This window comes from Alkalicaulis satelles, from assembly GCF_008630495.1.
Classification (GTDB): domain Bacteria; phylum Pseudomonadota; class Alphaproteobacteria; order Caulobacterales; family Maricaulaceae; genus Oceanicaulis; species Oceanicaulis satelles.
On the sequence record NZ_VWOJ01000002.1, the window covers coordinates 846,172 to 867,170 of the forward strand.

Annotated in this window: 18 protein-coding genes; 3 read left to right on the top strand and 15 right to left on the bottom strand. The window is 69.1% G+C overall.

Annotated elements, in window-relative coordinates; genetic code table 11:
• Window positions 1-7 precede the first annotated feature (7 nt).
• The 4 genes from F1654_RS09695 to F1654_RS09710 all read right to left on the bottom strand — a co-directional run bounded on the left by F1654_RS09695 (window position 8) and on the right by F1654_RS09710 (window position 4,014).
• Window positions 8-1,015, bottom strand: a complete 1,008-nt coding sequence (locus tag F1654_RS09695; protein ID WP_150023308.1) for a chlorophyllide a reductase iron protein subunit X — start codon at window positions 1,013-1,015, stop codon at window positions 8-10.
• The gene (gene bchC, locus F1654_RS09700) at window positions 1,015-1,950 is read right to left on the bottom strand and encodes a chlorophyll synthesis pathway protein BchC (RefSeq protein ID WP_150023309.1); all 936 of its coding nucleotides are present in this window, start codon (window positions 1,948-1,950) and stop codon (window positions 1,015-1,017) included. The genes F1654_RS09695 and bchC overlap by 1 nt, the downstream gene beginning before the upstream one ends.
• Before the next feature lie 73 nt (window positions 1,951-2,023).
• The gene (locus tag F1654_RS09705; protein ID WP_150023310.1) at window positions 2,024-3,139 is read right to left on the bottom strand and encodes a methyltransferase; all 1,116 of its coding nucleotides are present in this window, start codon (window positions 3,137-3,139) and stop codon (window positions 2,024-2,026) included.
• 8 nt (window positions 3,140-3,147) lie between these two features.
• Window positions 3,148-4,014, bottom strand: coding sequence for a polyprenyl synthetase family protein (locus F1654_RS09710; protein ID WP_150023408.1), 867 nt, complete (start codon window positions 4,012-4,014; stop codon window positions 3,148-3,150).
• A 132-nt stretch (window positions 4,015-4,146) separates the two neighbouring features.
• Here F1654_RS09710 and crtD point away from each other — a divergent pair, with 132 nt between their 5' ends.
• Window positions 4,147-5,685, top strand: a complete 1,539-nt coding sequence (gene crtD, locus F1654_RS09715; RefSeq protein ID WP_233205218.1) for a 1-hydroxycarotenoid 3,4-desaturase CrtD — start codon at window positions 4,147-4,149, stop codon at window positions 5,683-5,685.
• A gap of 8 nt (window positions 5,686-5,693) precedes the next feature.
• A complete protein-coding gene (locus F1654_RS09720) occupies window positions 5,694-6,509 on the top strand; it encodes a hypothetical protein (RefSeq protein WP_233205219.1) in 816 nt (271 codons plus the stop codon).
• Here the strand turns inward: F1654_RS09720 and F1654_RS14115 are convergent.
• From F1654_RS14115 to F1654_RS09765, 11 genes are all read right to left on the bottom strand, one after another.
• Complete coding sequence (locus F1654_RS14115; protein ID WP_269844612.1) at window positions 6,506-6,631, bottom strand: hypothetical protein; 126 nt, start codon at window positions 6,629-6,631, stop codon at window positions 6,506-6,508. The two genes, F1654_RS09720 and F1654_RS14115, sit on opposite strands and share 4 nt — an antisense overlap.
• On the bottom strand, window positions 6,628-7,095 hold the full coding sequence (locus F1654_RS09725) for a TspO/MBR family protein (protein ID WP_150023312.1): 468 nt from the start codon (window positions 7,093-7,095) through the stop codon (window positions 6,628-6,630). Before F1654_RS09725 ends, F1654_RS14115 begins: the two co-directional genes overlap by 4 nt.
• 84 nt (window positions 7,096-7,179) lie before the next feature.
• Entirely contained in the window at window positions 7,180-7,314 is a 135-nt protein-coding gene (locus F1654_RS14120) for a hypothetical protein (RefSeq protein WP_269844613.1), read from the bottom strand.
• Window positions 7,314-8,375, bottom strand: a complete 1,062-nt coding sequence (locus tag F1654_RS09730) for a phytoene/squalene synthase family protein (RefSeq protein ID WP_233205220.1) — start codon at window positions 8,373-8,375, stop codon at window positions 7,314-7,316. The genes F1654_RS14120 and F1654_RS09730 overlap by 1 nt, the downstream gene beginning before the upstream one ends.
• A complete protein-coding gene (locus F1654_RS09735; RefSeq protein ID WP_150023314.1) occupies window positions 8,368-9,873 on the bottom strand; it encodes a phytoene desaturase in 1,506 nt (501 codons plus the stop codon). Before F1654_RS09735 ends, F1654_RS09730 begins: the two co-directional genes overlap by 8 nt.
• 3 nt (window positions 9,874-9,876) lie before the next feature.
• Window positions 9,877-11,175, bottom strand: coding sequence for a DUF3422 family protein (locus F1654_RS09740; protein WP_150023315.1), 1,299 nt, complete (start codon window positions 11,173-11,175; stop codon window positions 9,877-9,879).
• The gene (gene bchO, locus F1654_RS09745; protein ID WP_150023316.1) at window positions 11,163-12,089 is read right to left on the bottom strand and encodes an alpha/beta fold hydrolase BchO; all 927 of its coding nucleotides are present in this window, start codon (window positions 12,087-12,089) and stop codon (window positions 11,163-11,165) included. Before bchO ends, F1654_RS09740 begins: the two co-directional genes overlap by 13 nt.
• A complete protein-coding gene (locus tag F1654_RS09750; protein WP_233205221.1) occupies window positions 12,086-13,831 on the bottom strand; it encodes a magnesium chelatase subunit D in 1,746 nt (581 codons plus the stop codon). The genes bchO and F1654_RS09750 overlap by 4 nt, the downstream gene beginning before the upstream one ends.
• Window positions 13,828-14,835, bottom strand: coding sequence for a magnesium chelatase ATPase subunit I (bchI, locus tag F1654_RS09755; RefSeq protein ID WP_150023317.1), 1,008 nt, complete (start codon window positions 14,833-14,835; stop codon window positions 13,828-13,830). Before bchI ends, F1654_RS09750 begins: the two co-directional genes overlap by 4 nt.
• Window positions 14,836-14,960: 125 nt before the next feature.
• On the bottom strand, window positions 14,961-16,883 hold the full coding sequence (locus tag F1654_RS09760; RefSeq protein WP_150023318.1) for an acetyl-CoA hydrolase/transferase C-terminal domain-containing protein: 1,923 nt from the start codon (window positions 16,881-16,883) through the stop codon (window positions 14,961-14,963).
• Window positions 16,880-19,144 (bottom strand): acyl-CoA dehydrogenase, encoded by a 2,265-nt coding sequence (locus F1654_RS09765; protein ID WP_150023319.1) that lies wholly within the window; start codon window positions 19,142-19,144, stop codon window positions 16,880-16,882. Before F1654_RS09765 ends, F1654_RS09760 begins: the two co-directional genes overlap by 4 nt.
• A 122-nt stretch (window positions 19,145-19,266) precedes the next feature.
• Here F1654_RS09765 and F1654_RS09770 point away from each other — a divergent pair, with 122 nt between their 5' ends.
• Window positions 19,267-20,865, top strand: coding sequence for a peptide ABC transporter substrate-binding protein (locus F1654_RS09770; protein WP_150023320.1), 1,599 nt, complete (start codon window positions 19,267-19,269; stop codon window positions 20,863-20,865).
• Window positions 20,866-20,999 lie beyond the last annotated feature (134 nt).

The following is a 20,999-nucleotide window of genomic DNA, read 5'->3' on the forward strand; positions in this document are numbered from 1 at the left end:
TTGCCCCTCAGACTTCGTCGTACACGACTTCGAGGGAGGGTTTTTCGACGTGATTGACCCCGCACATGTCCGCCGATGTGGCGGGCACCAGAGCCATGCCTTCGGCCTCTTCGGAATCAAACAGGGCCAGCAGCCCGTCCTGGTCGAGCGGGCGGGGCTGGACCGGGGGCGCCTCGGCGACATTGATCCCCAGCTCTTCAAACAGCGCCGCCCAGGGCGAGCCCGGCTTGCCGATGATCTCGTAATTGGCGCTCTTGCGGCGGATATCGTCGTCGGCGGGAATGGCCGCCAGAACCGGAATGCCGACCTTCTCGGCGAAGGCCTGGGCCTCGCCCGTGCCGTCATCCTTGTTGATGACCAGGCCGGCTACGCCCACATTGCCGCCCAGCCGGCGGAAATACTCCACGGCCGAGCACACATTATTGGCCACATAGAGCGATTGCAGATCGTTGGAGCCGACCACGATCACCTTCTGGCACATGTCGCGCGCGATCGGCAGGCCGAACCCGCCGCACACCACATCGCCCAGGAAATCGAGCAGGACATAGTCGAAATCCCACTCGTGGAAGCCCAGCGATTCCAGGAGCTCGAAGCCGTGGATGATGCCGCGCCCGCCACAGCCGCGGCCCACTTCGGGACCGCCCAGCTCCATGGCGAACACGCCGTCACGCTTGAAGCAGACATCGCCGATCTGGACGCTTTCGCCGGCCTCTTTCTTGCGCGAGGAGGTCTCGATAATGGTCGGGCAGGCGCGCCCGCCGAACAAAAGCGAGGTGGTGTCGCTCTTGGGGTCGCAGCCGATCAGCAGCACCTTCTTGCCCAGCTGGGCCATCATATAGCTGAGATTGGACAGGGTGAACGACTTGCCGATCCCGCCCTTGCCGTAGATGGCGATGATCTGGGTCTCTTTCTTCACCGGTCCTGTGTGCACCGGATCAGGCGCCTGGGCCGCCTCGCGGCGCAGCGCGTCCGATTGGCCGCCAGACTTGCCGTTTGCCTTGAAATCGCCGTCCATCAGCACGTTCTCCAGTCAATGACCATCTTCAGGCAGGACGCGTCAGTGAAGGCGGTGTCATAGGCCTTCCCGGCTTCGCCGGGCGCGCTGTGGTGAGTGATGAGGCCGTCCAGGCCGAGCGCGCCGCTGGCGATCTGGCGCCCGACGGCGTCCAGATCGGCGGGGCTGAACTCCGCCGCGATGCGCAGGCGCGCCTCCTTCATGAAGGCGGGTGCGAAATTGAAGCTCAGCCGTTCGGCGTAGAAGCCCGCCAGCACGATCTCCCCGCCCTTGGCCAGGCGGCCCACCAGCGAGTCCAGGAGATTCGCATCCCCGCTCACGTCATAAATGGCGCGATAGTCCCGGCGCGGATCGTCTTCGGGGCGCAGGACCCGATAGCCCTCAGCCCCGTCCATGCGGTCCGGATTGATCTCCCACACCACCGGCGCAGGCGCGCCCGCGGCCAGCGTAAGACGCGCCAGCAGCCGGCCCAGCGCGCCGTGGCCGATGATCAGGTCCGGCGCGGCGTGATCGCCCGCCATGGCGTGCCAGGCGGTGGCGGCGAGCGCCAGCATGACGCCGCGCTCGCCCAGATTTTCATCCACCGGGGTGACCCGGGCGCCGGGCACGGTGACGCGCGACGCCGAGCCGCCGAACAGGCCCCGGATCGCGCCGAAGCATTGCGCGCCGGGCACGAACACCCAGTCGCCTTCATGCCGGCCTGAGTCCGCTCCGGCTTCGATCACGCGTCCGATGGATTCATAGCCGGGGACCAGCGGATAGCCCATGCCCGGGAAGGGCGGCATCGCCCCCGACCAGAGCAGGCGTTCGGTGCCCGTGCTGACGCCTGACCAGGCGATCTCGACCACCACGTCCTGCGGCCCCGCGGCGGCGATCGCCAGCCGGTTCAGCGCAATGCGCTTGGGCTCTTCCAGTACGATGGCTAGGGCGTCCAAATCCCGCCTCCCCAGGCTTTATCTCTCATTCGCCAATTGCGTGTCAGTTTACATTGACACTCACAACAGTCAATTATGATTTACGATCAGGCGCGGCCCGGGCGGTCATGACGCTGGCGATGAGCGCCATTCTGGGAGGGTGCAGACGCACCTGCTCAAAGCCCGCCGCCTCCAGCATGGCGATCAGTTCCGGCGCGCTGCGCGGGCGCCCCTTGCCCATGGCGGCCAGATAAAATCCGAAATACGCCTCCCCCATAGGCGCGGCGCCCGGCGCATCGGCCATGGGCTCGGCCAGCAACAAGGTCCCGCCCGGCGCCAGGGCCGCCCGGCAGGCGCGCAAGAGCGTCATCACATCCTCATCGTCATGGTCGTGGACGATGCGCACCAGCGAGATGAGATCGGCGCCGGCCGGGGGCTGGTCTGTCAGGAAGCTGCCGCCATGGACCGCCGCGCGGGCGCCGAGCCCCGCTGCTTCCAGGCGCTGGCGGGCCCGGTCCGCCACGGCGGGCAGGTCGAACAGGGCGAGGTTCAGACGGGGCGCCTGGCGCGCCGCCTCGATCAGGAAGGCGCCCTCGCCTCCGCCCACATCGAGCAGCTGGCGGTAGCGCTTTAGATCTATGGCGGCGAAAATCTCCTCGGACACCATGGGCAGGGTGGCGCCCATCAGCTCCGAATAGGCGTCGGTGCGCCCGCCCACGCCCTCGCCGCGCCCATAGCCCCAGAATTGCGCCAGCCGTCCCTCGCGCGCCTCGCCGCGCAGGACCGCCAGCGGGTCTTGCAGATCGTGATAGAGCAGGGCGTGATGGCGCGTCATGGCCGCAAGGCCCGTCTCGCCCGCCAGCGCCGCGCCCAGCCGCCCCAGCGCATAGCGTCCGCCCGAGCGGCGCTCCAGAAGATCCAGCGAGGCGGCGGCTTCGGCGAGCCGCTGTGCGCCTTCGCGCGGCAGTCCGGCGTGACCGGCGATGGCGTCCAGCGATTGCGGGCCGTCAGCGAGACATTCAAACAGGCCGGTCTCGATGCAGGCGAGCAGGGTCTGGGTATAGACAAAGCCCGCCATCAGATCGAACACCGCGCGCGCCTCGGCGCGCGCCTTGGCGCGGGTCAGGGGGAAGGCCTTGGCGAAGCGGCGGAAACCCGGGCGGGAGACCAGCCGGTTGCGCCAGTCCCCGAGCACGGCGCGCCAGCCCATGGCCGCGCTCAAGCGGCGGCTGCGGCGAGGTTTTTCGGAACCAGACGCTTGGCTTGCGCGGTCACCAGCTCACGCAGCATGGGCGCGCCGGCGCAGTCGGGAACGGCGGTTGCGGCCTCGGCCACCAGGGTCCTCAGCCGGGCCACCGCCCCGTCCAGCCCCAGCGCGCGCGCGCAGCTGGGCCGGTTGAGGGCCGCGTCCTGCCCGATGGGCTTGCCCGCGTCCGCACAGCCCATGGCGTCCAGCAGGTCATCGGCCACCTGATAGGCCTCGCCGATCTTTTCACCCATCAGCCGCCAGGGCGCCGGGTCTGCGCCCGCCGACACAGCGCCCGCCATCACCGCACCGACGAACAGCGCGCCGGTCTTGGCCCGGTGATAAGTGGCCACGTCCACCTCCGGTTCGCTTTCCCAGGCCTGACCGGCGGCGATTCCCACCGGCGCGCCGACGGCCCGGGCGATCAGCGATAACAGGCCGGGCAGGCGCTCGGGCGCGGCTGCGCCGGCGCGCGCCACGGTCTCGAAGGCCAGCACGATCAGCGCATCGCCCGCCAGGATCGCCAGCGGCTCGCCATAGGCGGCGTGCACCGACGGGTGGCCGCGGCGCTCATCAGCATTGTCGAAAGCGGGCAGGTCGTCATGAACCAGGGAGGCGCAGTGCAAGAGTTCCAGAGCCGCCGCCACCGCGCCCGACAGGGCCGGGTCCGGATCGCCGCAGGCGCCCGCCACCGCCAGGCAGAGTTTGGGCCGCACCCGCGCCCCGCCCGGGAAGACCGCATGCTCCAGGGCGGCGGCGAAACGGGGCGGACATCCCGTCCCGGCGGCCCGTCCCAGGGCGGCGCGAAGCTCCGCCTCGATGCGTGCATCGGCCTCCATGGCGTCGTCCTCCCCCTGAAGCCTGACCTTGCGGTTGTCGGCGTCCAGTTTTCCTGTCAGTTTGACTGTCATGAAGACTGGACACTCTTTCCCGGCCTGTCAATGAGCGGCGCGCGCGGACCGGATCGCGCCGTGATCATCGGAGCGGGGATGGGTGGTCTGGCCGCGGCCATTGATCTGGCCGCGCGCGGCGTACCGGTGACCCTGGTGGAAAGCGCCCCGGAACCCGGCGGCAAGATGCGCACGCTGGAGGCGGGCGGCGCCGCAATCGACGCCGGACCCACCGTCCTCACCCTGCGCGCCGGGTTTGAGCAATTATTCGCCGATGCGGGCGCATCGCTGGCCGATCATGTTTCCCTGACGCGCGCAGAGCGCCTGGCCCGTCATGCCTGGGGCGATGATCAGGGCTTTGATCTCTATCCTGACCCCGAACGCAGCGTGGATGAAGCCGGGCGCTTCGCCGGCGCAGCCCAGGCGCGCGCCTTCGCGCGCTTCCTGCGCGACGGACAAAAGCTCTATGAGGCCCTTGAGCCGAGCTTCCTGTTCGCCTCAAGGCCCAGCCCGCCCGGTCTGACCCTTCGCATGCTGGCGCAGAACCCTGCGGGCGTCACGACCCTGCGGCCCTTCTCCGCGCTGTGGGATGTGCTGGGCGGGTATTTCCCCGATGCGCGCCTGCGCCAGCTGTATGGCCGCTACGCCACCTATTGCGGGTCCTCGCCTTTCGAGGCGCCGGCCACCTTGATGATGATCGCCGCCCTCGAGCAGCAGGGCGTGTGGTTTGTGGACGGGGGCATGACGCAATTATCGCGCGCCATGGCCGGGCTCGCCCGCGCGCTGGGCGCACAGCTGCGCTATGACACGAAAGCCGAGGCGGTGCTGACCGCGCATGGCCGGGTGAGCGGGGTGCGCCTGGCGGGCGGCGAGATCATTGCGGCGCGCGCCGTGCTGGCCAATGGCGATCCCGACGCCCTGCGGGCCGGGTGTCTGGGGCCGGCGGCGGCGCAGGCCATGGCGCCCGCCCACGGGCCGCGCTCGCTGTCGGCTGTGGTCTGGACGGGCGTAGGCGAGGCTGAGGGCTTTGCGCTGGAGCGCCATAATGTCTTCTTCTCGGGCGATTACCGCGCCGAGTTCGGAGCCCTGTTCGATGAGCAGCGCATGCCCGATGATCCGACCATCTATATCTGCGCCCAGGACCGAGGGGCGGGACCGGCGCCGCGGGGCGCAGAGCGCTTTCTCATCCTCATCAACGCGCCGCCCGACGGGGAGCGGCGCGCCTATGGGCTTCAGGAGACCGGATCATGGCTGACCCAAGTGAAGGCGCGCCTCAGGGCCAGCGGGCTGACGCTGGAACTGGATGCGTATCAGACGACGGCGCCGGACGGCTTCGCGGCGCGCTTTCCCGGGACGGGCGGCGCGCTCTACGGGCGGGCCCTGCACGGATGGCGGGCGGCGTTTGCGCGGCCGGGGGCGAAGACGCGCCTGCCGGGCCTCTATCTGGCGGGGGGCGGGACCCATCCTGGGCCGGGGGTTCCGACCTCCATGCTGTCGGGCCGCACGGCGGCGCGCGCGATTCTGGCCGATTTCGCTTCGACGCCCCGCTGGCGCCCGGCGGGTATCGCTGGCTCTACGCCGACGCCATCAGCGCGGACGGACGCTTCAGCCTCGTCCTGATCACCCTGTTGGGCAGCGTATTCTCGCCCTATTACGCCTGGGCGGGCCGGCGCGCGCCCCTGGATCATTGCGCGCTCAATGTCTGCCTCTATGGCCCCGGGGTGCGCCGCTGGGCCATGACCGAGCGCCGCGCAGGCGAGGTGGAGGCGGGTGAAGATCATGTGCGGCTCGGCCCCAGCGCGGTGCGGTTTGAGGACGGGGCGCTGATCTATGACATCGCCGAGTATGGCGCGCCCGTCCCCTTGCGCGTGCGCGGCCAGGTGGTGATCCGCCCCGAGGCCGAGCAGAGCGAGACCTTCACGCTGGATGCGGCAGGCCGCCATGTCTGGCGTCCGATCTGGCCGCGCGCGCGGGTGGAGGCGCGCTTCACCGCGCCGGACTTGCGCTTTTCCGGCGAGGCCTATGTGGACATGAATGCGGGCGAGGAGCCTTTGGAAGCGGGGTTTCGCTCCTGGAACTGGGCGCGCACGGCGCTGCCGGACGGCGCGGCGATTCTTTATGATTCGGTCTGGAAAGACGGCGGCGGCCAGGGCCTCGCCCTGCGCATCGGGCCGGACGGCAAGGCGGCCGCCTTCGATCCCCCGCCGCTCAAGGACCTGCCCCTGACCGGGTGGCGGGTGGCGCGCGCGGCGCGTTCGGAAGGGTCAGCGCAGGTGCAACAGACGCTGGAAGACACGCCCTTCTATGCGCGCTCGCTGATCAGCACGGAGCTCCTGGGCGCGCCGCGCAAGTCCATGCATGAGAGCCTGGACCTGACGCGGTTTTCGTCACCCGTGGTCAAGATGATGCTGCCCTTCCGCATGCCGCGCGCGTTCTGGCGCTAGCTTGGGTTCTGGTCGTCCTTTTTTTCCTCGCGGTGGAGCTTGATCAGCTCCCAGACCCCGAACGCCATGATGGCGCCGAAGATCAGGATCAGCTCCACCAGGAAGATCATGTCATTGCTCATGCTGCGGCCTTTCGCAGGCGCACGATCTCCAGGTTGAGAAAGGCGGCCAGGCTCACCCAGGCCAGATACGGCGCCAGCAGCCAGGCGGCGAGGGCGTCCACCTGGGTGAAGGCGTAGATATTCGCCGCTACCGCCAGCCAGAGCAGCGCCACCTCCGCCAGCGCCCAGCCGGGGCGTCTGAGGCCGAAGAACACTGCCGACCACAGCGCATTGAGCGCCAGCTGCACGCCCCACACCGCCAGCGCGGGATGCAGTTCGGCGGTGGCCCACACCCGCCATGCGGCATAGGCCATGGCCGCATAGAGAAGGCCCCAGACCAACGGGAACACGAAATCGGGCGGCGTCCAGGACGGTTTCCGGAGCGATTTGTACCAGGCGCCCGGACGGAAGACCGCGCCGGTGAGCGAGGCGAGAAAGACCAGGCCCAGAAAAGGCGCGAGGGTCCAGAGCGGCGCTTCGGTCATGGCGTGTCCTTGATGCAGGAAGGGCCCCCAGAGACTAGAGCCGGGCGCGGGGGCGGCAATGGGGCGGATCCAGAACGGTGCGGCTCAGGACGGCCCGTCTTCGCTATCGCTCTTGTCCTTGGCGTCGTCGCGCCGCAGAAGGATCAGCTCGCGCACGCACCAGCCGATCACGGCGCCGGCGATCAGAAGCTCAAACACCAGCGGCAGATAGGCCTGCATCACCCTCTCCGCTGGCGGCTCGCCATGGACTGGCGCAAGGCGGCCTGTTCGCGCTGCTCCAGGGCGTGGAGAATCTCAAACATCCGCCCCCAGTGTTCGCCCAGCCGCCACCAGGCCAGGTCCGGCGCCCGGGGCGGGGCGGGCGGCACGGCCTGCACCAGAAACCGGGTTTCGGCCAGCGGGCCTCCAGCGTCCTGCCGCCCGGCGCCGGCGGCGTCCAGAAGCCCGGCGGCGGCCAGCGCCAGCTTGCGCCGTTTCGAGGTCGCCGCGCGCCGGGTGACGCTGTCAAACCCTGCGCGGCGGATCTGCCCGCCGATATCGCGATAGATGCGCGAGGCGGCATGGATGGCGGCCCGGCACCCTGAAGGCAGCAGGGCCACGCCCGGCCGGGCGCGCTCATACAGCCGGTCGGCCTCGTCCAGCACGCGCGCGATGACCTGGGCCAATTGCGGGCTGAAGCAGGGCGCGGCCAGGAAGGCGTCCGGGTCGAGCCCCGCCTCCTCCATCCATTGACGCGGCAGGTAGAGCCGGCCCGCGCGCGCATCTTCGCCCACATCGCGCGCGATATTGGTCAATTGCATGGCCACGCCCAGATCGCTGGCGCGGGCCAGCGCGTGCGGATCGCGCACGCCCATGACCAGCGTCATCATCACGCCCACCGTGCCCGCCACCCGCGCGCCATAGGCGCGCACATCGCCAATAGTGTCAAAGCGCCGGCCTTGCGCGTCCCAGACAAACCCCTCGATCAGGGCGCCGGGCAGGGCGCGGGGTATGGCGCGCGCCTCGACCAGATCGGCGAAGGCCCGATCCACCGGGTCCGGTCCGGGGCGCCCGGCATAGATGGCGTCCAGACGCCGGCTCAGATCAATGCAGGCCGCGCCCGGATTGCGCCCGTCATCCACCGCGTCATCGGCGCGCCGGCAGAAGCCGTAGAGCGCATAGGCGTCCGCGCGCACGCCGGACGGCAGCAGGAGCGAGGCGGCGTAGAAGCTCTTCGACCCGCCCCGGATGGCGCGGCGGCAGGCCTCGAGATCGGCGGGGCTGGCGAAGCGCTCAGACATGGGCCCTCGCATCCGGCACGACGCTGTCGAGCACCCGGGCCGAGGACAACACCCCCGGCACGCCTGCGCCGGGATGGGTGCCTGCGCCCACCAGATAGAGCCCCATGATGTCCTCGCTGCGGTTATGGGGCCTGAACCAGGCGCTCTGGGTCAGTACCGGCTCCAGCCCGAAGGCCGCGCCGCGCAGCGAATTGAGCCGGTCGCGGAAATCCAGCGGCGTCAGGGTCAGCGACACCTCCACCGCCTCCTTCAGCCCCGGCAGGAGCGTCTCCTCCAGACGCTTTTCGATGGCCTGGCGGTAGGGCTCGGCGATTTCAGTCCAGTCCGCATCGCCCTCCAGATTGGGTACGGGCGAGAGCACATAAAACGCCTCGCATCCCGGCGGCGCCAGGCTGGGGTCGGTGGCGGTGGGCCGGTGCAGATAGAGGCTGAAATCGTCCGCCAGATGCTTGCGGCGGAAAATGTCGTCCAGAAGGCCCTTGTAACGCGGGCCCAGAACGATGGTGTGGTGATCCACGTCCCGATAGGTGCGGCGCACGCCGAAATACCACACGAACAGACTCATGGAGTAGCGCGCCTTGTCCACCTTGGCGTCGGTCCAGCGCTTGCGCGGGGCGTCAGACAGAAGGTGTTTGTAGGTGTGGCCGGTTTCGGCATTGGACACCACGATGTCCGCCCTGATCTCCTGCCCATCGCTCAGGCGCACGCCCGTGGCGCGGCCGGCGTCCACGGTGATCTGGCTGACTTCGGTATTGCAGCGCACCACGCCGCCCTGGCCCTCGATGAGGCTGACCAGTCCGTCGACCAGCTGGCCGGTGCCGCCCATGGCGAAATGCACGCCCCATTTGCGTTCGAGATAGGAGATCAGGCAGTAGACCGCGCTCGCCTCGAACGGATTGCCGCCGATCAGAAGCGGGTGAAAGCTCAGCGCCGTGCGCACTTTCGGGTCGCGCACATAGCGCGAGACCAGATCATGCACCGAGCGGTGCCCGGACAGGCGGATCAGGTCCGGCGCGATGCGCGCCATGTCGGCGATGGTGTCAAACGCCACATGGCCGAGCTGTTCGAAGCCGACGCGGAAAATCTCCTCGCTCTTCTTCAAAAAGCGTTCATAGCCGGCCACGTCTGCGGGATTGAATTTGGCCACTTCGGCGCGCATGGCCCCGGCGTCGCGCGAGCACTGGAACACCGAGCCGTCATCAAAGCGAATGCCGTAGAAAGGCGAGATCTCGCGCAGCTCCACATCGTCTTCCAGCTTGCGACCGGCCAGCGCCCACAATTCCTCGAACAGGAAGGGCGCGGTGATGATGGTGGGGCCGGCGTCGAACACATAGCCGCCTTCGCGGTAGACATAAGCTCGCCCGCCCGGCGCATCGAGTTTATCCAGGACGGTGACCCGGTAGCCGCGCGCGCCCAGGCGCACCGCCGCAGCGAGCCCGCCAAACCCGGCGCCGATGACCACCGCATGGGGCCGTGTGTCGGCTGTGTCTCTGGGCATGGATCAGTCTCCCGTCCGGTTGAGGCCGGCGCGCACCCGGCGCAGGCCATAGGCCAGCATGAACACCACGATGGGAATGGCGGCAGCGGTGACCAGGGTGGCGTTGTAGGGCAGGCCCAGATCCTCCCCGCCCTTGGCCAGATAGGCGAACAGGCCGACCACGTAATAGCTGATGGCTGCGATGGAGAGCCCCTCCACCGTGCGCTGCAGGCGCAGCTGCAGCTTGGCGCGCCGGGCCATGGCGGCCAGCAGCTTGCGGCTCTGCTGTTCCTGGGTCAGCGCCACGCGCGTGGACAAGAGCTGGGTCACCCGTGAAAGGCGTTCCGACATGGAGCCCAGCCGCTCGGACACGGCCTTGACCGTGTTCATGGCGGGCGCCAGACGGCGTTCGACAAATTCGGCGAAGGTCTGCAGGCGCTCAAGGCGCTGCTCGCGCAACTCGTCAATGCGCGCCTGAACTATGCCGTAATAGGCTTCCGAGGCGGTGAAGCGGAAGCGGTGCTGGGAATGGCGCCGTTCGATATCGGCCTGCAGCCGCGTGATCCGGTCCAGCAGCCCGCTCTCGTCGCTATGCACCCCGTCCGCCATTTCATGGGTGATTTCGGCCAGCTCGCGCTCGCGCTCGGTCAGGGTGCGGCCCATCTGGCGCGCCGGCGGCAGGCCCAGAAGGGCCATCATGCGATACGTGTCCATCTCCAGAAGATTGCGCATCAGGCGCCCGGCCTGGATCGGATTCAGGGACGCATTGCGGATCAGGAAGCGGTTGAAGCCGTCGCCATGGCTGCGGAAGCTGGTCAGCACCACGCTGTGACCGGCCCCGATGCGCGCCCCCACCAGCTCGGCGTCTCCGAACAGGGCGCGCGCGGTCTCGTCAATCGCCGGACCGTCTCCAGCCGCATTCACCATCAGCACATGAGCGGCGTAAATGATCTCGCCGGGCAGGCTCTCCAGCCAGTCCGACGGCGCCTCGGCGATGGGCGGATTGTCGAACGGGGCGCGCTCGTCTCCATTCTGGCGGATGAATGTGTAACGGGTGAACTCGGTATGGCGCTCCCAGATCACCCGCACCGGGCCCAGATGAGCGCTGTAATGGGTCGCGTCCGGTGAGGGCGCCGCGGCGCTGAAGCGCTTGGCCAGATCGGCGATGGCGGCCCGGTCCGCATCCCGGTCCTCCGGTCCGGTATAGAGCACCAGATAGGACGCGCTCAAAGGCCCGGTCAGCGGCTGGGGCGGGCGCGCATGCACCTCCTCGCTGAGCGCGGTGCGGTGGGGATGGCTGGCCGGCAGGGTCAGGCTGGGCATGATGCGCCTCCTGCGAGCCGCAACCCGGGATGAGTGTCGGTTTGCGTGTCCTGGACGGTGACGCCCGCCGCCCGCGCCGCCTCAAGGATGATGTCCGCGGCGCGCGCCGGATCTTCCTCGTGCGCCAGATGGCCAAGGCCCGGCAGGCTGATCAGGCGGCAGTCCGGGATCAGCCGCGCGGTCGCTTCAATGGCGCGGGCGGGGGTGGCGCTGTCGGCCTCTCCGGCTGCGAAGGTGACAGGCAGGGCGATGTTATGCAGCTCGGCCTGCAGCGGGCGCAGCTTCCAGTGCGCCATCAGGCGCAGCGTGCCCGCGATATGGCCGGGCTGGCGCAAGAGCTGCTGATAGAGCGCCAGACCCTCGGGCGAGAGGCGCGAGCCGGTGCGCTCGATCAGGCGCGCCACACGGGTCTGGCTCGCCTGGGCCGACAGGAGGCGCGCGGCCAGCGGATTGAGCAGGGCCAGGCGCGCGGTTTTCGAGGCGATGCCGTCCGCGCGCCCGCCATAGGGTTTGAGCGCCGGGGCGAAGCCCACAATGGCGCGCGGGGCTGCATGACCGTCCAGCACCAGGCGCAGGGCCACCGCCACGCCCGCCGAATGGCCTGCGATCACAGCCGGGGCCGCTCCGATCTCGCGCAGCAAAGCGCCCAGCGCGCGCGCCACCGCCGCCACGTCCGGCGCGCGCAGGCTGCTGGAAAAGCCAAGCCCGGGCAGGTCGATCATGACGATCTCGAACTTGTCTTTGAGCCGGGCCGCCAGCTCGCGGAAGGAGTGGGTCGAGGCGCCTGCGCCATGAATGAGCAGCAGGGCCGGGCCGGCGCCGAAGCGCTGCACATGCCAGTTCACCCCGCCTGCAGGCACGATCTGGCTGGCCTCCGCGAAGGGCCAGCCGGCGGGGATGCGCGCGCGCCTCATGCCGCCGCCTTGCGGGCCAGCTGGGCCAACGCGCCGCAATCGCCGGCGGGCAGGCGCACATAGCGCGCGGCCATGTCCTGGGCGATGACGCGCGCGGTCTCCGCCCCGCGCTTGGAGACATCCACGATGATCGCGCCATGACCCGCCGCGCGCAGGCGCCGGGCGGCCTCGCTGGCTTCGGCCATGGCCGCTTCGCGCCCTCCATGGCCGTCGCGGGTGACGTTCGCGGCCCCGTCGGTGAGAAAGACCAGCGTCACCGTGCGCCCCTGACGCGCTGCGCCATGGGCCAGGGCCTCAGCCGCCTCGATGGCGGCGGCCAACGGCGTGCCGCCCCCGCCCGGCAAGGCGGCGAGACACCGCTTGGCGCGGGTCAGCGAGCGGGTGGGCGGCAGCAGCGTCTCCGCCCCGCGCCCGCGAAACGCGATCAGCGCCACCTGGTCGCGGCGCACATAGGACTGGGCCAGCATCATCTCCACTGCGCCCTTGGCGTCGGCGAGGCGGTTGAGCGCCAGCGAGCCCGACGCATCCACCACGAACAGGGTCAGGGTCTCGGCCTTCTCCTTGAAATGCTTGATGCGGAAATCCTCGCGGCGCACCTCCACCGCCGGGCCGGGCGCCAGGCGCTTCCAGCCCTTGCGGCGCATGCGGCCCCAGGGCGCCGCCGCGCGCAACGTCGCCAGCACGTCCAGCCGGCGCCCCTCGCCCGGATCGCCCCGGCGCGAGCCGGCCGGACGCCCGCGCAGGCCGCCCCGTTTGGCCGCCCCGGCCTTGCCGGCAGCGCGGCTGCGCGCGTTCGGCACGCCCGCCTCCAGCCGCGCCAGCAGATCAGCCGGAATGGCGGCGCGCGCCGCCTCCAGGGTAATCTCGGTCAGGGCGTCCGGGCTCGGCGTCTCGTCATCGCTGGCGGGCGGGTCTTCATTGCGGGTCTCGCGATCATTGGCCGGATCGTCCGGCGGCGCGTCATTCTCATCGCCCTCGGCCCGGGGCAGCTGCGTGGCGCGCGGCGCCAGCACCAGCCGGGCGGCCAGCACGGTCTGCGCGTCGGTCACCTCGTCCAGCCCCTCCAGCGCGGCGGCCGCCCGCGCCGCGCGCAGCGCCATCAGCGGCGGGCGCAAGGAATCTATGCCCAGCGCGGCGGCCGTTTCGGTGAGCGCCCGCGCCGCCTCGCCACTGAGCACATGAGGCAGATGCATGCGCGCCATGGCCGCCGTCTCGCGGTCCACACCCTCGCCTGCGGCATCCAGATCGCCCAGCGCCACCTGGCTGAGGTTGATATGCAGGGCCAGGCGCTCGGCCAGCGCGCGCGGCGCGCCTTCATCCGGGTCCGCGCTTTCATCCAGCGCCAGGATCACCGGCGCGTCCGGCCCGTCCAGCGCCATCGCAAGCCGGGCGGCCAGGCCTGGCCCGGCGCGCTCGGCCATGGCCAGCACGCCCGCCCCGCCGCGTATCTCGCCCAGAAGCCCTTCGCGCATCACCGGCCTGCCGGTTTTCAGCGTGGCGGCCAGATCCATCCCGCCCAGCAGCGCCTCGTCGCTGATCCCTGCCGGGATGCGCCGCCAGGGCGCGTCCTCATTGATCAGCGCGCGCACCGTGTCCAGAAACGCCTCGCGCACCGGCCCGGCGCGCGCGGTCACCAGCGCCCCGCCCAGACCCGGATCGACGGCGATCAAGGCCGCCGCCAGACGCGCCAGCGCCCAGCCCTCAAGGGGCGGCGCATGGGGAAGGGGAATGTCCGCGCTCACGCGGCGAACGCCTCGGCCAGGCCCCGCTCGATGCGCGCCGATGAGCCCGCCTCGTCCAGCGGATCACGGCGCAGGCGGTGGCGTAGGGCGGCGGGCGCCACGGCGCGCAAATGCTCCAGCGATATCTCGTCGGCTGCGTTCAGCGCCGCCGCTGCGCGCGCCGCGCGGATCAGGGTCAGCTCGCCGCGCAGCCCGTCCGCGCCCAGCGCCAGACAGATTTCAGACGCGCGCCGCAGAACCGCCTCGGGGGTTTCCAGCGCACCGATGCGTCCCTGCGCCTCGGCGATGCGCGTGCGCAGCGCATCCACCTCGCTGGCCCACTGAGCACAGAAGCCATGGGGATCGCGTTCAAACGCATCGCGCCGGCGCACCACCTCGATGCGCATCTCGATATCGCGCGGCGTTTCAACCTCCACCGACAGGCCGAACCGGTCGAGCAATTGCGGACGCAGCTCGCCCTCTTCCGGATTGCCGCTGCCCACCAGCACGAATTTCGCCGGATGGCGCACGCTCAGCCCGTCGCGTTCCACCACATTCTCGCCGGTGGCCGCCACGTCGAGCAAGAGATCGACGATGTGATCCTCGAGAAGATTGACCTCGTCGATATAGAGAAAGCCCCGGTTGGCGCGCGCCAGCAGACCCGGCTCGAACGCCTTCTCGCCCTTGCGCAGCGCCTTTTCGATATCCAGCGCGCCCACCACCCGGTCCTCGGTGACGCCCAGCGGCAAATCCACCACCGGGGCGGGCTTGCTCACCACATTGCCGCGCGAGCGCCCGTCGCCATTGACCGGCGCCGAGCCGGGCGCGGAGTTGTAGGGGCAGTGCTCATAGGTCTCGATGGGGGGCAGAAGCCCGGCCAGCGCGCGTACTGCAGTGGACTTGGCCGTGCCCCTGTCGCCGAACACCAGCACCCCGCCCACACGCGGCTCCACGCACGCGATGAGCAGGGCCTGCTTCATCTCCTCCTGCCCGACAATGGCGGGGAAGGGAAAAACTGGGGTCATGAATGCGCCTCGAACTGCCAGAGCGGCAAGTGTCTAGCAAATTGGACACTCGCACAATTTTTTTCTCCTGACACCTGCCGGGCCGGGGATTCTTCCGCCTGGTTGCTAATGAGGGTGAAGGCGCGTCAGTCCTGCGGCAGGACTGCGGACAGCAGGCGCGCATAGGCGCGATCGCGCAGCTTGCCGGGCTCGGCCAGGCCCATTCTTGCAAGCGCGCTGGCATGATTTGCGCGGGGCTTGCGCAGCAGGGCTCCGGCCAGCCAGGCGGCGTTGCGCAAGGGTGAGCGCGTGCGCGCCTGCAACTGGCGCAACGCCTTGGCCAGGCGAATCTCCTCATCGGTAAACTCGCTGCCGAACGGGAAGGGTTTCAAAGCCCCGGTCTTGCGCGCAGGCGCCAGCGCCTCCTCGATGCGTTCGGGCCTGTTATTGCGGTAGCCGGCGGGGATTTCATAGTCCGGCTCGATCTTGCCCGCTTTTTTGGCCTGCGCCAGCAGGCCGGGCTGGAAGCGTGAATCGGCGATGTTGAGCATCGCGGCGATGACGTCGCGGTCGCACTGCCCGCGCAGATCGGCAACGCCGTATTCGGTGACGATGATGTCGCGCAAATGGCGCGGGATGGTCACATGGCCGTAATTCCACACAATGTTGGAACGCACCTCCCCGTCCTTGGTGCGGGTGGCGCGCACCATCAGGATGGAACGCGCGCCGTCGAGCTCGTGGGCCTGGGCGACGAAATTATATTGCCCGCCAACGCCGGAGATGACGCGTCCGTCCTCCAGCTGGTCGGACACCGCCGCGCCCATCAGCGTCGCCATGATGGCGTTATTGATGAAGCGCGCGCCCTGGCGCTGGGCGCGCCTGAGCGCCTCGCCGCCATAGAGCTGGTTGATCTGGCTGACCGGCGCCATGGGGAACAGGGCGCGCTCCCCGGCGCTCAGGGCGTTCAGGGCGGTGTAGAAATCAGGCGGACCAAGGAAGAAGCCCCCGTGCAGCACCGCGCCGCCATCGTGCGGGCCCGGCTTGCCGGCATTCACCGCCAGCTGGGTGTCCAGATCATCATAGACGCGGCGTTTGAGCACGCCGGCGCGATAGAGCTGGAGGAAGCCGTCGACAAACATTTCGCTGCAGCCATACAGCCCCTGTTCGAAGGCGCCGGTCTCCGGCGCATGTTGAGCATCGCTGGCGGCCAGGCGCGCCTGGGCCTCGGCGAAGGTCCCGGGCTGTTCATGGCGCAGGATCAGGGCCGCCGAGACGGCATCGCCCAGCGAGCCGATGCCGATCTGCAGCGTGCCGCCATCCGGCGCCAGCCCAGCAATGTGCAGGGCCGCGGCCTGGTCCGCCGAATCCACCGGCCGGCGCGGCGTGGCGAAGAGGGTGAAGTCTGCATCGCGATCATCGATTAGGTGATCAAAGGCCGAGGCGGGCTGATCGGCCGGACCATACATGTAAGGCAGGCCGGGGTGGATCTGGCCGACGGCGTGGATGCGCCGTCCCCCGCGCCGGCCGGCCTCCACAACAGGCATGAGATCGGCCGCCACGTCCGGATTGCACGACAGGCTCACCCGGTCGCGCGCGGCGCCCTCCACCGCGACGAGCTGGGCGATCACATTGACGCCGCGATCCAGCAGGTCACGCGCGGCATGGGTGTAATTGGCGCTCATATAGGCCTGCTGGGCCTGGCTGTTTGAGGTGAGGGCGCCCGGCTGCATGAAGAATTCGTGCACCTGCACATTCGCCGGCAGTGTTCCGCGCCGCCGGTCAGCCGCGTAGGCTAGGGGTTCATAATCCTTATAGAGCCGCTCGAGAATCGGGGCCATGAACCGCGACTCCAGGCCAGGGGCCGGCTCGGGAACGTCCAGGGTCAGCGCGGTCAGGATGGTGAGTTTGAGAGCGGGGTCATCCACGGCGCGCCGGTAGAGCGCGTTTACGAACGGGTTGGGCTTGCCCAGCCCCAGTGGAAGTCCGAGCACGATGTCGTTGCCGGTTTCGGCCAGAAGGGCGTCGACTGCGGCCTCGACGCGGGTATGGATCACAGGCGCGCCGCTCATGACGCCGCCTTTCTGGCGGCGGTGAGCGTCCCGGCGTCCGCCTCGGCGGCGCACAGCCCGTCTTCAGCAAAATCGTCCACGGCGATCACGGCGCGCGCCAGGCGGTCAGCGTCATCCAGCAGGACCTTGTCCTCAGCGGTAATGGCGCCCGCCTCCAGCGCAGCTTGAGAGGTCTCGAAATCGCCGTCCCGGAGTTTGCGGCGCAAGGGCGCGCTCTCGTGCGCCTTGGCGAAGGCGCGGGTGAGAAGGGCGATCTCGTCATCCTCCTGGCCCAAATATATCCCGTCCACCAGCCGGTCGCGGGCTGCGGACGGGGCGAGCAGCAGCTCGGCGGCTTCACGGCGCAGCGCGTCCGGCGCCGGGCGGCGGCGGCGTCCCCAAGGGAAGGCGGCCGGGCGCATCAAAACTGCAAGCGTGCGCGAGGGATAATTGGCGATCACCCCGTCCAGAGCCTGTTCAATACGATGCAGGGCGTTCTCCAGTGACAACCGGGCCAGCGGCAGATCGGCCTCTTGCTGGCCGTCATGGACGAAGCGCGCCGCCACGGCGCTGGCGATATAAAGTTCGGACAAAACATCGCCCAGCCGCGCCGAGATCATCTCCATGCGTTTCAGCTCGCCGCCAAGCGACACCAGCGCGATTTCGCCCATGAAGGCCAGCGTCGCTGAATACCGGGTCAGTCGCCGCACATAGGGAGCGAGCGCGCCGAACTCGGATGCGCGCACCGTGCGCCCGAAGGTGAGGGCGCGCCAGTATGCCCGCAAAGCCGTGGCGATCTGGTGGCCGAGATGTCCGGCGAGCGCTTTGTCGAAATCGGCCAGGCCCTGGCTCTTGTCCGGGTTCTGCGCCGCGTGCATCTCGTCCAGAAGATAGGGGTGGCAGCGGATCGCGCCCTGGCCGAAAATAATGAGGCTGCGGGTCAGGATATTGGCCCCTTCCACCGTTATGCCGATGGGAAGCGCGCGGTAGGCCGAGCCGAGATAATTCTTCGGTCCGTCGCAAATGCCCTTGCCGCCATGCACGTCCATGGCGTCGTTGACGGCCTGGCGCATGCGCTCGGTGGCGTGAGCTTTCATGATCGCCGAGATGACGGCCGGCTTCTCGCCGGCATCGATCGCCTGGGCGGTCAGGCGCCGGGCCGCTTCGATCTCGTAGGCGGTGGCCGCAATGCGCGCGAGCGCTTCCTGGACACCCTCGAACTTGCCCACCGGCAGGCCGAACTGCTCGCGCACGCGGGCATAGGCGCCCGTTGCGTGAGCAGCGAACTTCACCGAGCCGGTCGAGAGCGCCGGCAGGGATATGCCCCGCCCGGCGGCGAGCGCGCCCATCAGCATGCGCCAGCCATCGCCGGCGCGCGCCCGCCCGCCGATGATGGCGTCGAGCGGCACGAACACGTCCTTGCCCTCGATGGGGCCGTTGGCGAATGGCTGGAAGGCGGGATAGTGACGCCGCCCGATGGTGACGCCCGGCGCGGAAGCGGGGATGAGGGCCACGGTGATGCCAAGGTCTTCGGCGCCGCCCAGCAAGCCGTCAGGATCGCGCAGCTTGAACGCCAGACCCATCAATGTGGCGACCGGCGCCAGAGTGATGTAGCGCTTGGCGAAATTCAGCCGGATGCCCAGCACGCGCTCGCCATCATGTTCGCCCTCGCAGACAATGCCCACATCCTCCATGCCTGCAGCATCCGAGCCGCCGCTTTCGCTGGTCAGGCCGAAACAGGGGATGTCCTCGCCGCTGGCCAGGCGCGGCAGGTAGTGATCGCGCTGGTCCTTGGTCCCGTAGAGCATCAAGAGCTCTCCGGGGCCGAGCGAGTTGGGCACCATCACCGTGATGGCGCCAGTCAGGCTGACGGTGGACAGGCGCGATACGATTTCGGAATGCGCTGCGGCGGAAAAGCCCAGCCCGCCATACTCCTTCGGGATGATAATGCCGAAAAAGCCGTTGGCCTTCATGAACTCGAAGGCGTCGTGAGGCAGCTGGCGCTGCTCGAACGTGATGCGCCATTCATCGAGCATGGCGCACAGCGTATCAACCGGCCCGTCAATGAAGGCCTGCTCTTCGCCGGTGAGCGCAAAGGGGCCGGATGCGAGCAGTTTCGACCAGTCCGGATCGCCGGAGAACAGCTCGGCGTCCCACCAGACACTGCCGGCCTCCAGCGCTGCGCTCTCGGTGTCTGACAGGGGCGGAAGAACCTTGCGCACAAAGCCCAGCATGGGCGCGCTGAACAGACGGCGGCGCAGGAGGACGAGAGGGTTGGCCATGGCTGTCTCCTCTGCTTGCGTGTCCCGCAGTTCAACACGCGAGCCCGTGTCAGGCAAATGGCTCCAGCGCGGCCTTGTCCCGCGCGTGCGGCCCGTCCACTCTGGCGCAAAGGGAGAGCGATATGATCCGATGGACCTGTTCTGCAGCGCTGGCGGCGCTCTGTCTGACGCTGGCGGCCTGCGGCCAGCCGGCGCGTGATGACGGCGCGGTCCTGCATCGCGGCAATTCCATCGAGCCGGGCACGCTCGATCCTCACCGCGCGCTGATCTCCAATGAGCAGGCGATCCTCTATGATCTGTTCCTGGGCCTGGCTCAGCCTGGCCCAGACGGGCGGCCTATCCCCGGCCTCGCCGAACGCTGGACGGTGAGCGAAGACGGCCTGGAATGGGTGTTCCATTTGCGCGAGGCGAACTGGTCGGATGGCCAGCCCATCACGGCTGATGACGTGGTCGGCAGTTTGCGCCGCACGCTGGATGCTGAAACCCTGAACCCGTTTCCAGCCCTCCTGTTCTCCATCGAGAACGCGGCGCAGGTGAACGCCGGCGAGGCGCCGCCAGAGGCGCTGGGGGCTGAGGCGCTGGACGAGCGCACGGTCAGGCTGACCCTCGCCTATCCCGCGCCCTATCTTCTGGATGTGCTGATGCAGAGCACCGCCGTGCCTGTGCCCCTGCACGTCATCGCCGCGCATGGCGAGCGCTGGACGCGGCCTGAAAACATGGTGGTGAGCGGGCCGTACAAGCTGGCGGCCTGGCGCTCGTTTGAACATATCCGTCTGGTGCGCAATGAGGCCTTCCATGAGGCGGACGAGGCCTGCATCGACACGGTCTATTACTACCCCACCGCCGATGCCGCCGCCGCCGAGCGCCGGGTGCGCAATGGCGAGCTGGACCTCAACGCCGATTATCTCGCCAGCAATGAAGCCTTCCTGCGCCGCCAGGCGCCGGAGCTGGTGCAATCGGTTCCGGGCCGGGTCCTGCGCATGATCACGCTCAATGCTGCGCGCGCGCCCTTTGACGATATCCGCGCGCGCCAGGCGGTGGCCATGGCCATCGATACCGGCTTCATCGCCGATCAGGTGCTGGCCGGCGCCGATGCCGCCGCCGTCCAGTTCATGCCCGATGACGTGCCCGGGCGCACCGGCCCGGCCCGGATGGCTTTCGCGGACGATCCCATGGCGGCGCGCCGCATCGCCGCAAGGGGCCTGCTGGCCGAGGCCGGATACGGCCCCGACAATCCCTTGCGCCTGACCTTCTCCCACCAGCCCGCCGCCGGCTGGCCGCGCCTGGCGCCGGTGATCCAGGCCGATCTCGCCGCGATCGCGCCCTGGGTGACAGTGACCATCGAGACCGCCGACACGCCCATCCATTACGCCCAGATGCAGGCGGGCGATTTCGACATCGCCAGTGATGGCTGGGCGCCCTATTTCGACGACGCCTACGGCTATCTCATGGTCACCGAAAGCGCGGCGGGAGAGTATAATTACTCACGCTGGACCGACCCGGAATTCGACGCGCTCCTCGCTCGCTCCCATTTCGAGCTGGACCCGGACGCGCGCGGCGCGCTGCTGGCCGAGGCCGAGCAGATGCTGCTGGACAGCGCCCACTACATCCCGATCTTTTTCGAAAACCAGCGCGCCCTGGTCTCCCCCCGCGTTGAGGGCTGGATCGCCCATGCCCGGGTGATCAATCCGACACGGTGGCTGTGCGTGGGGGAGGGGTGAGGGCACGGGCCGCCACCCTAATCCCGATGGCGCGGGGCAGGGGTCCTCAAGCGTGAGAGTGCTTGATTCCGCGAGCCCATCAGGCAAGCTTTGGGTCAAATTGCAGATCAGCTTAGGTAATGTCGGCTGGCTTA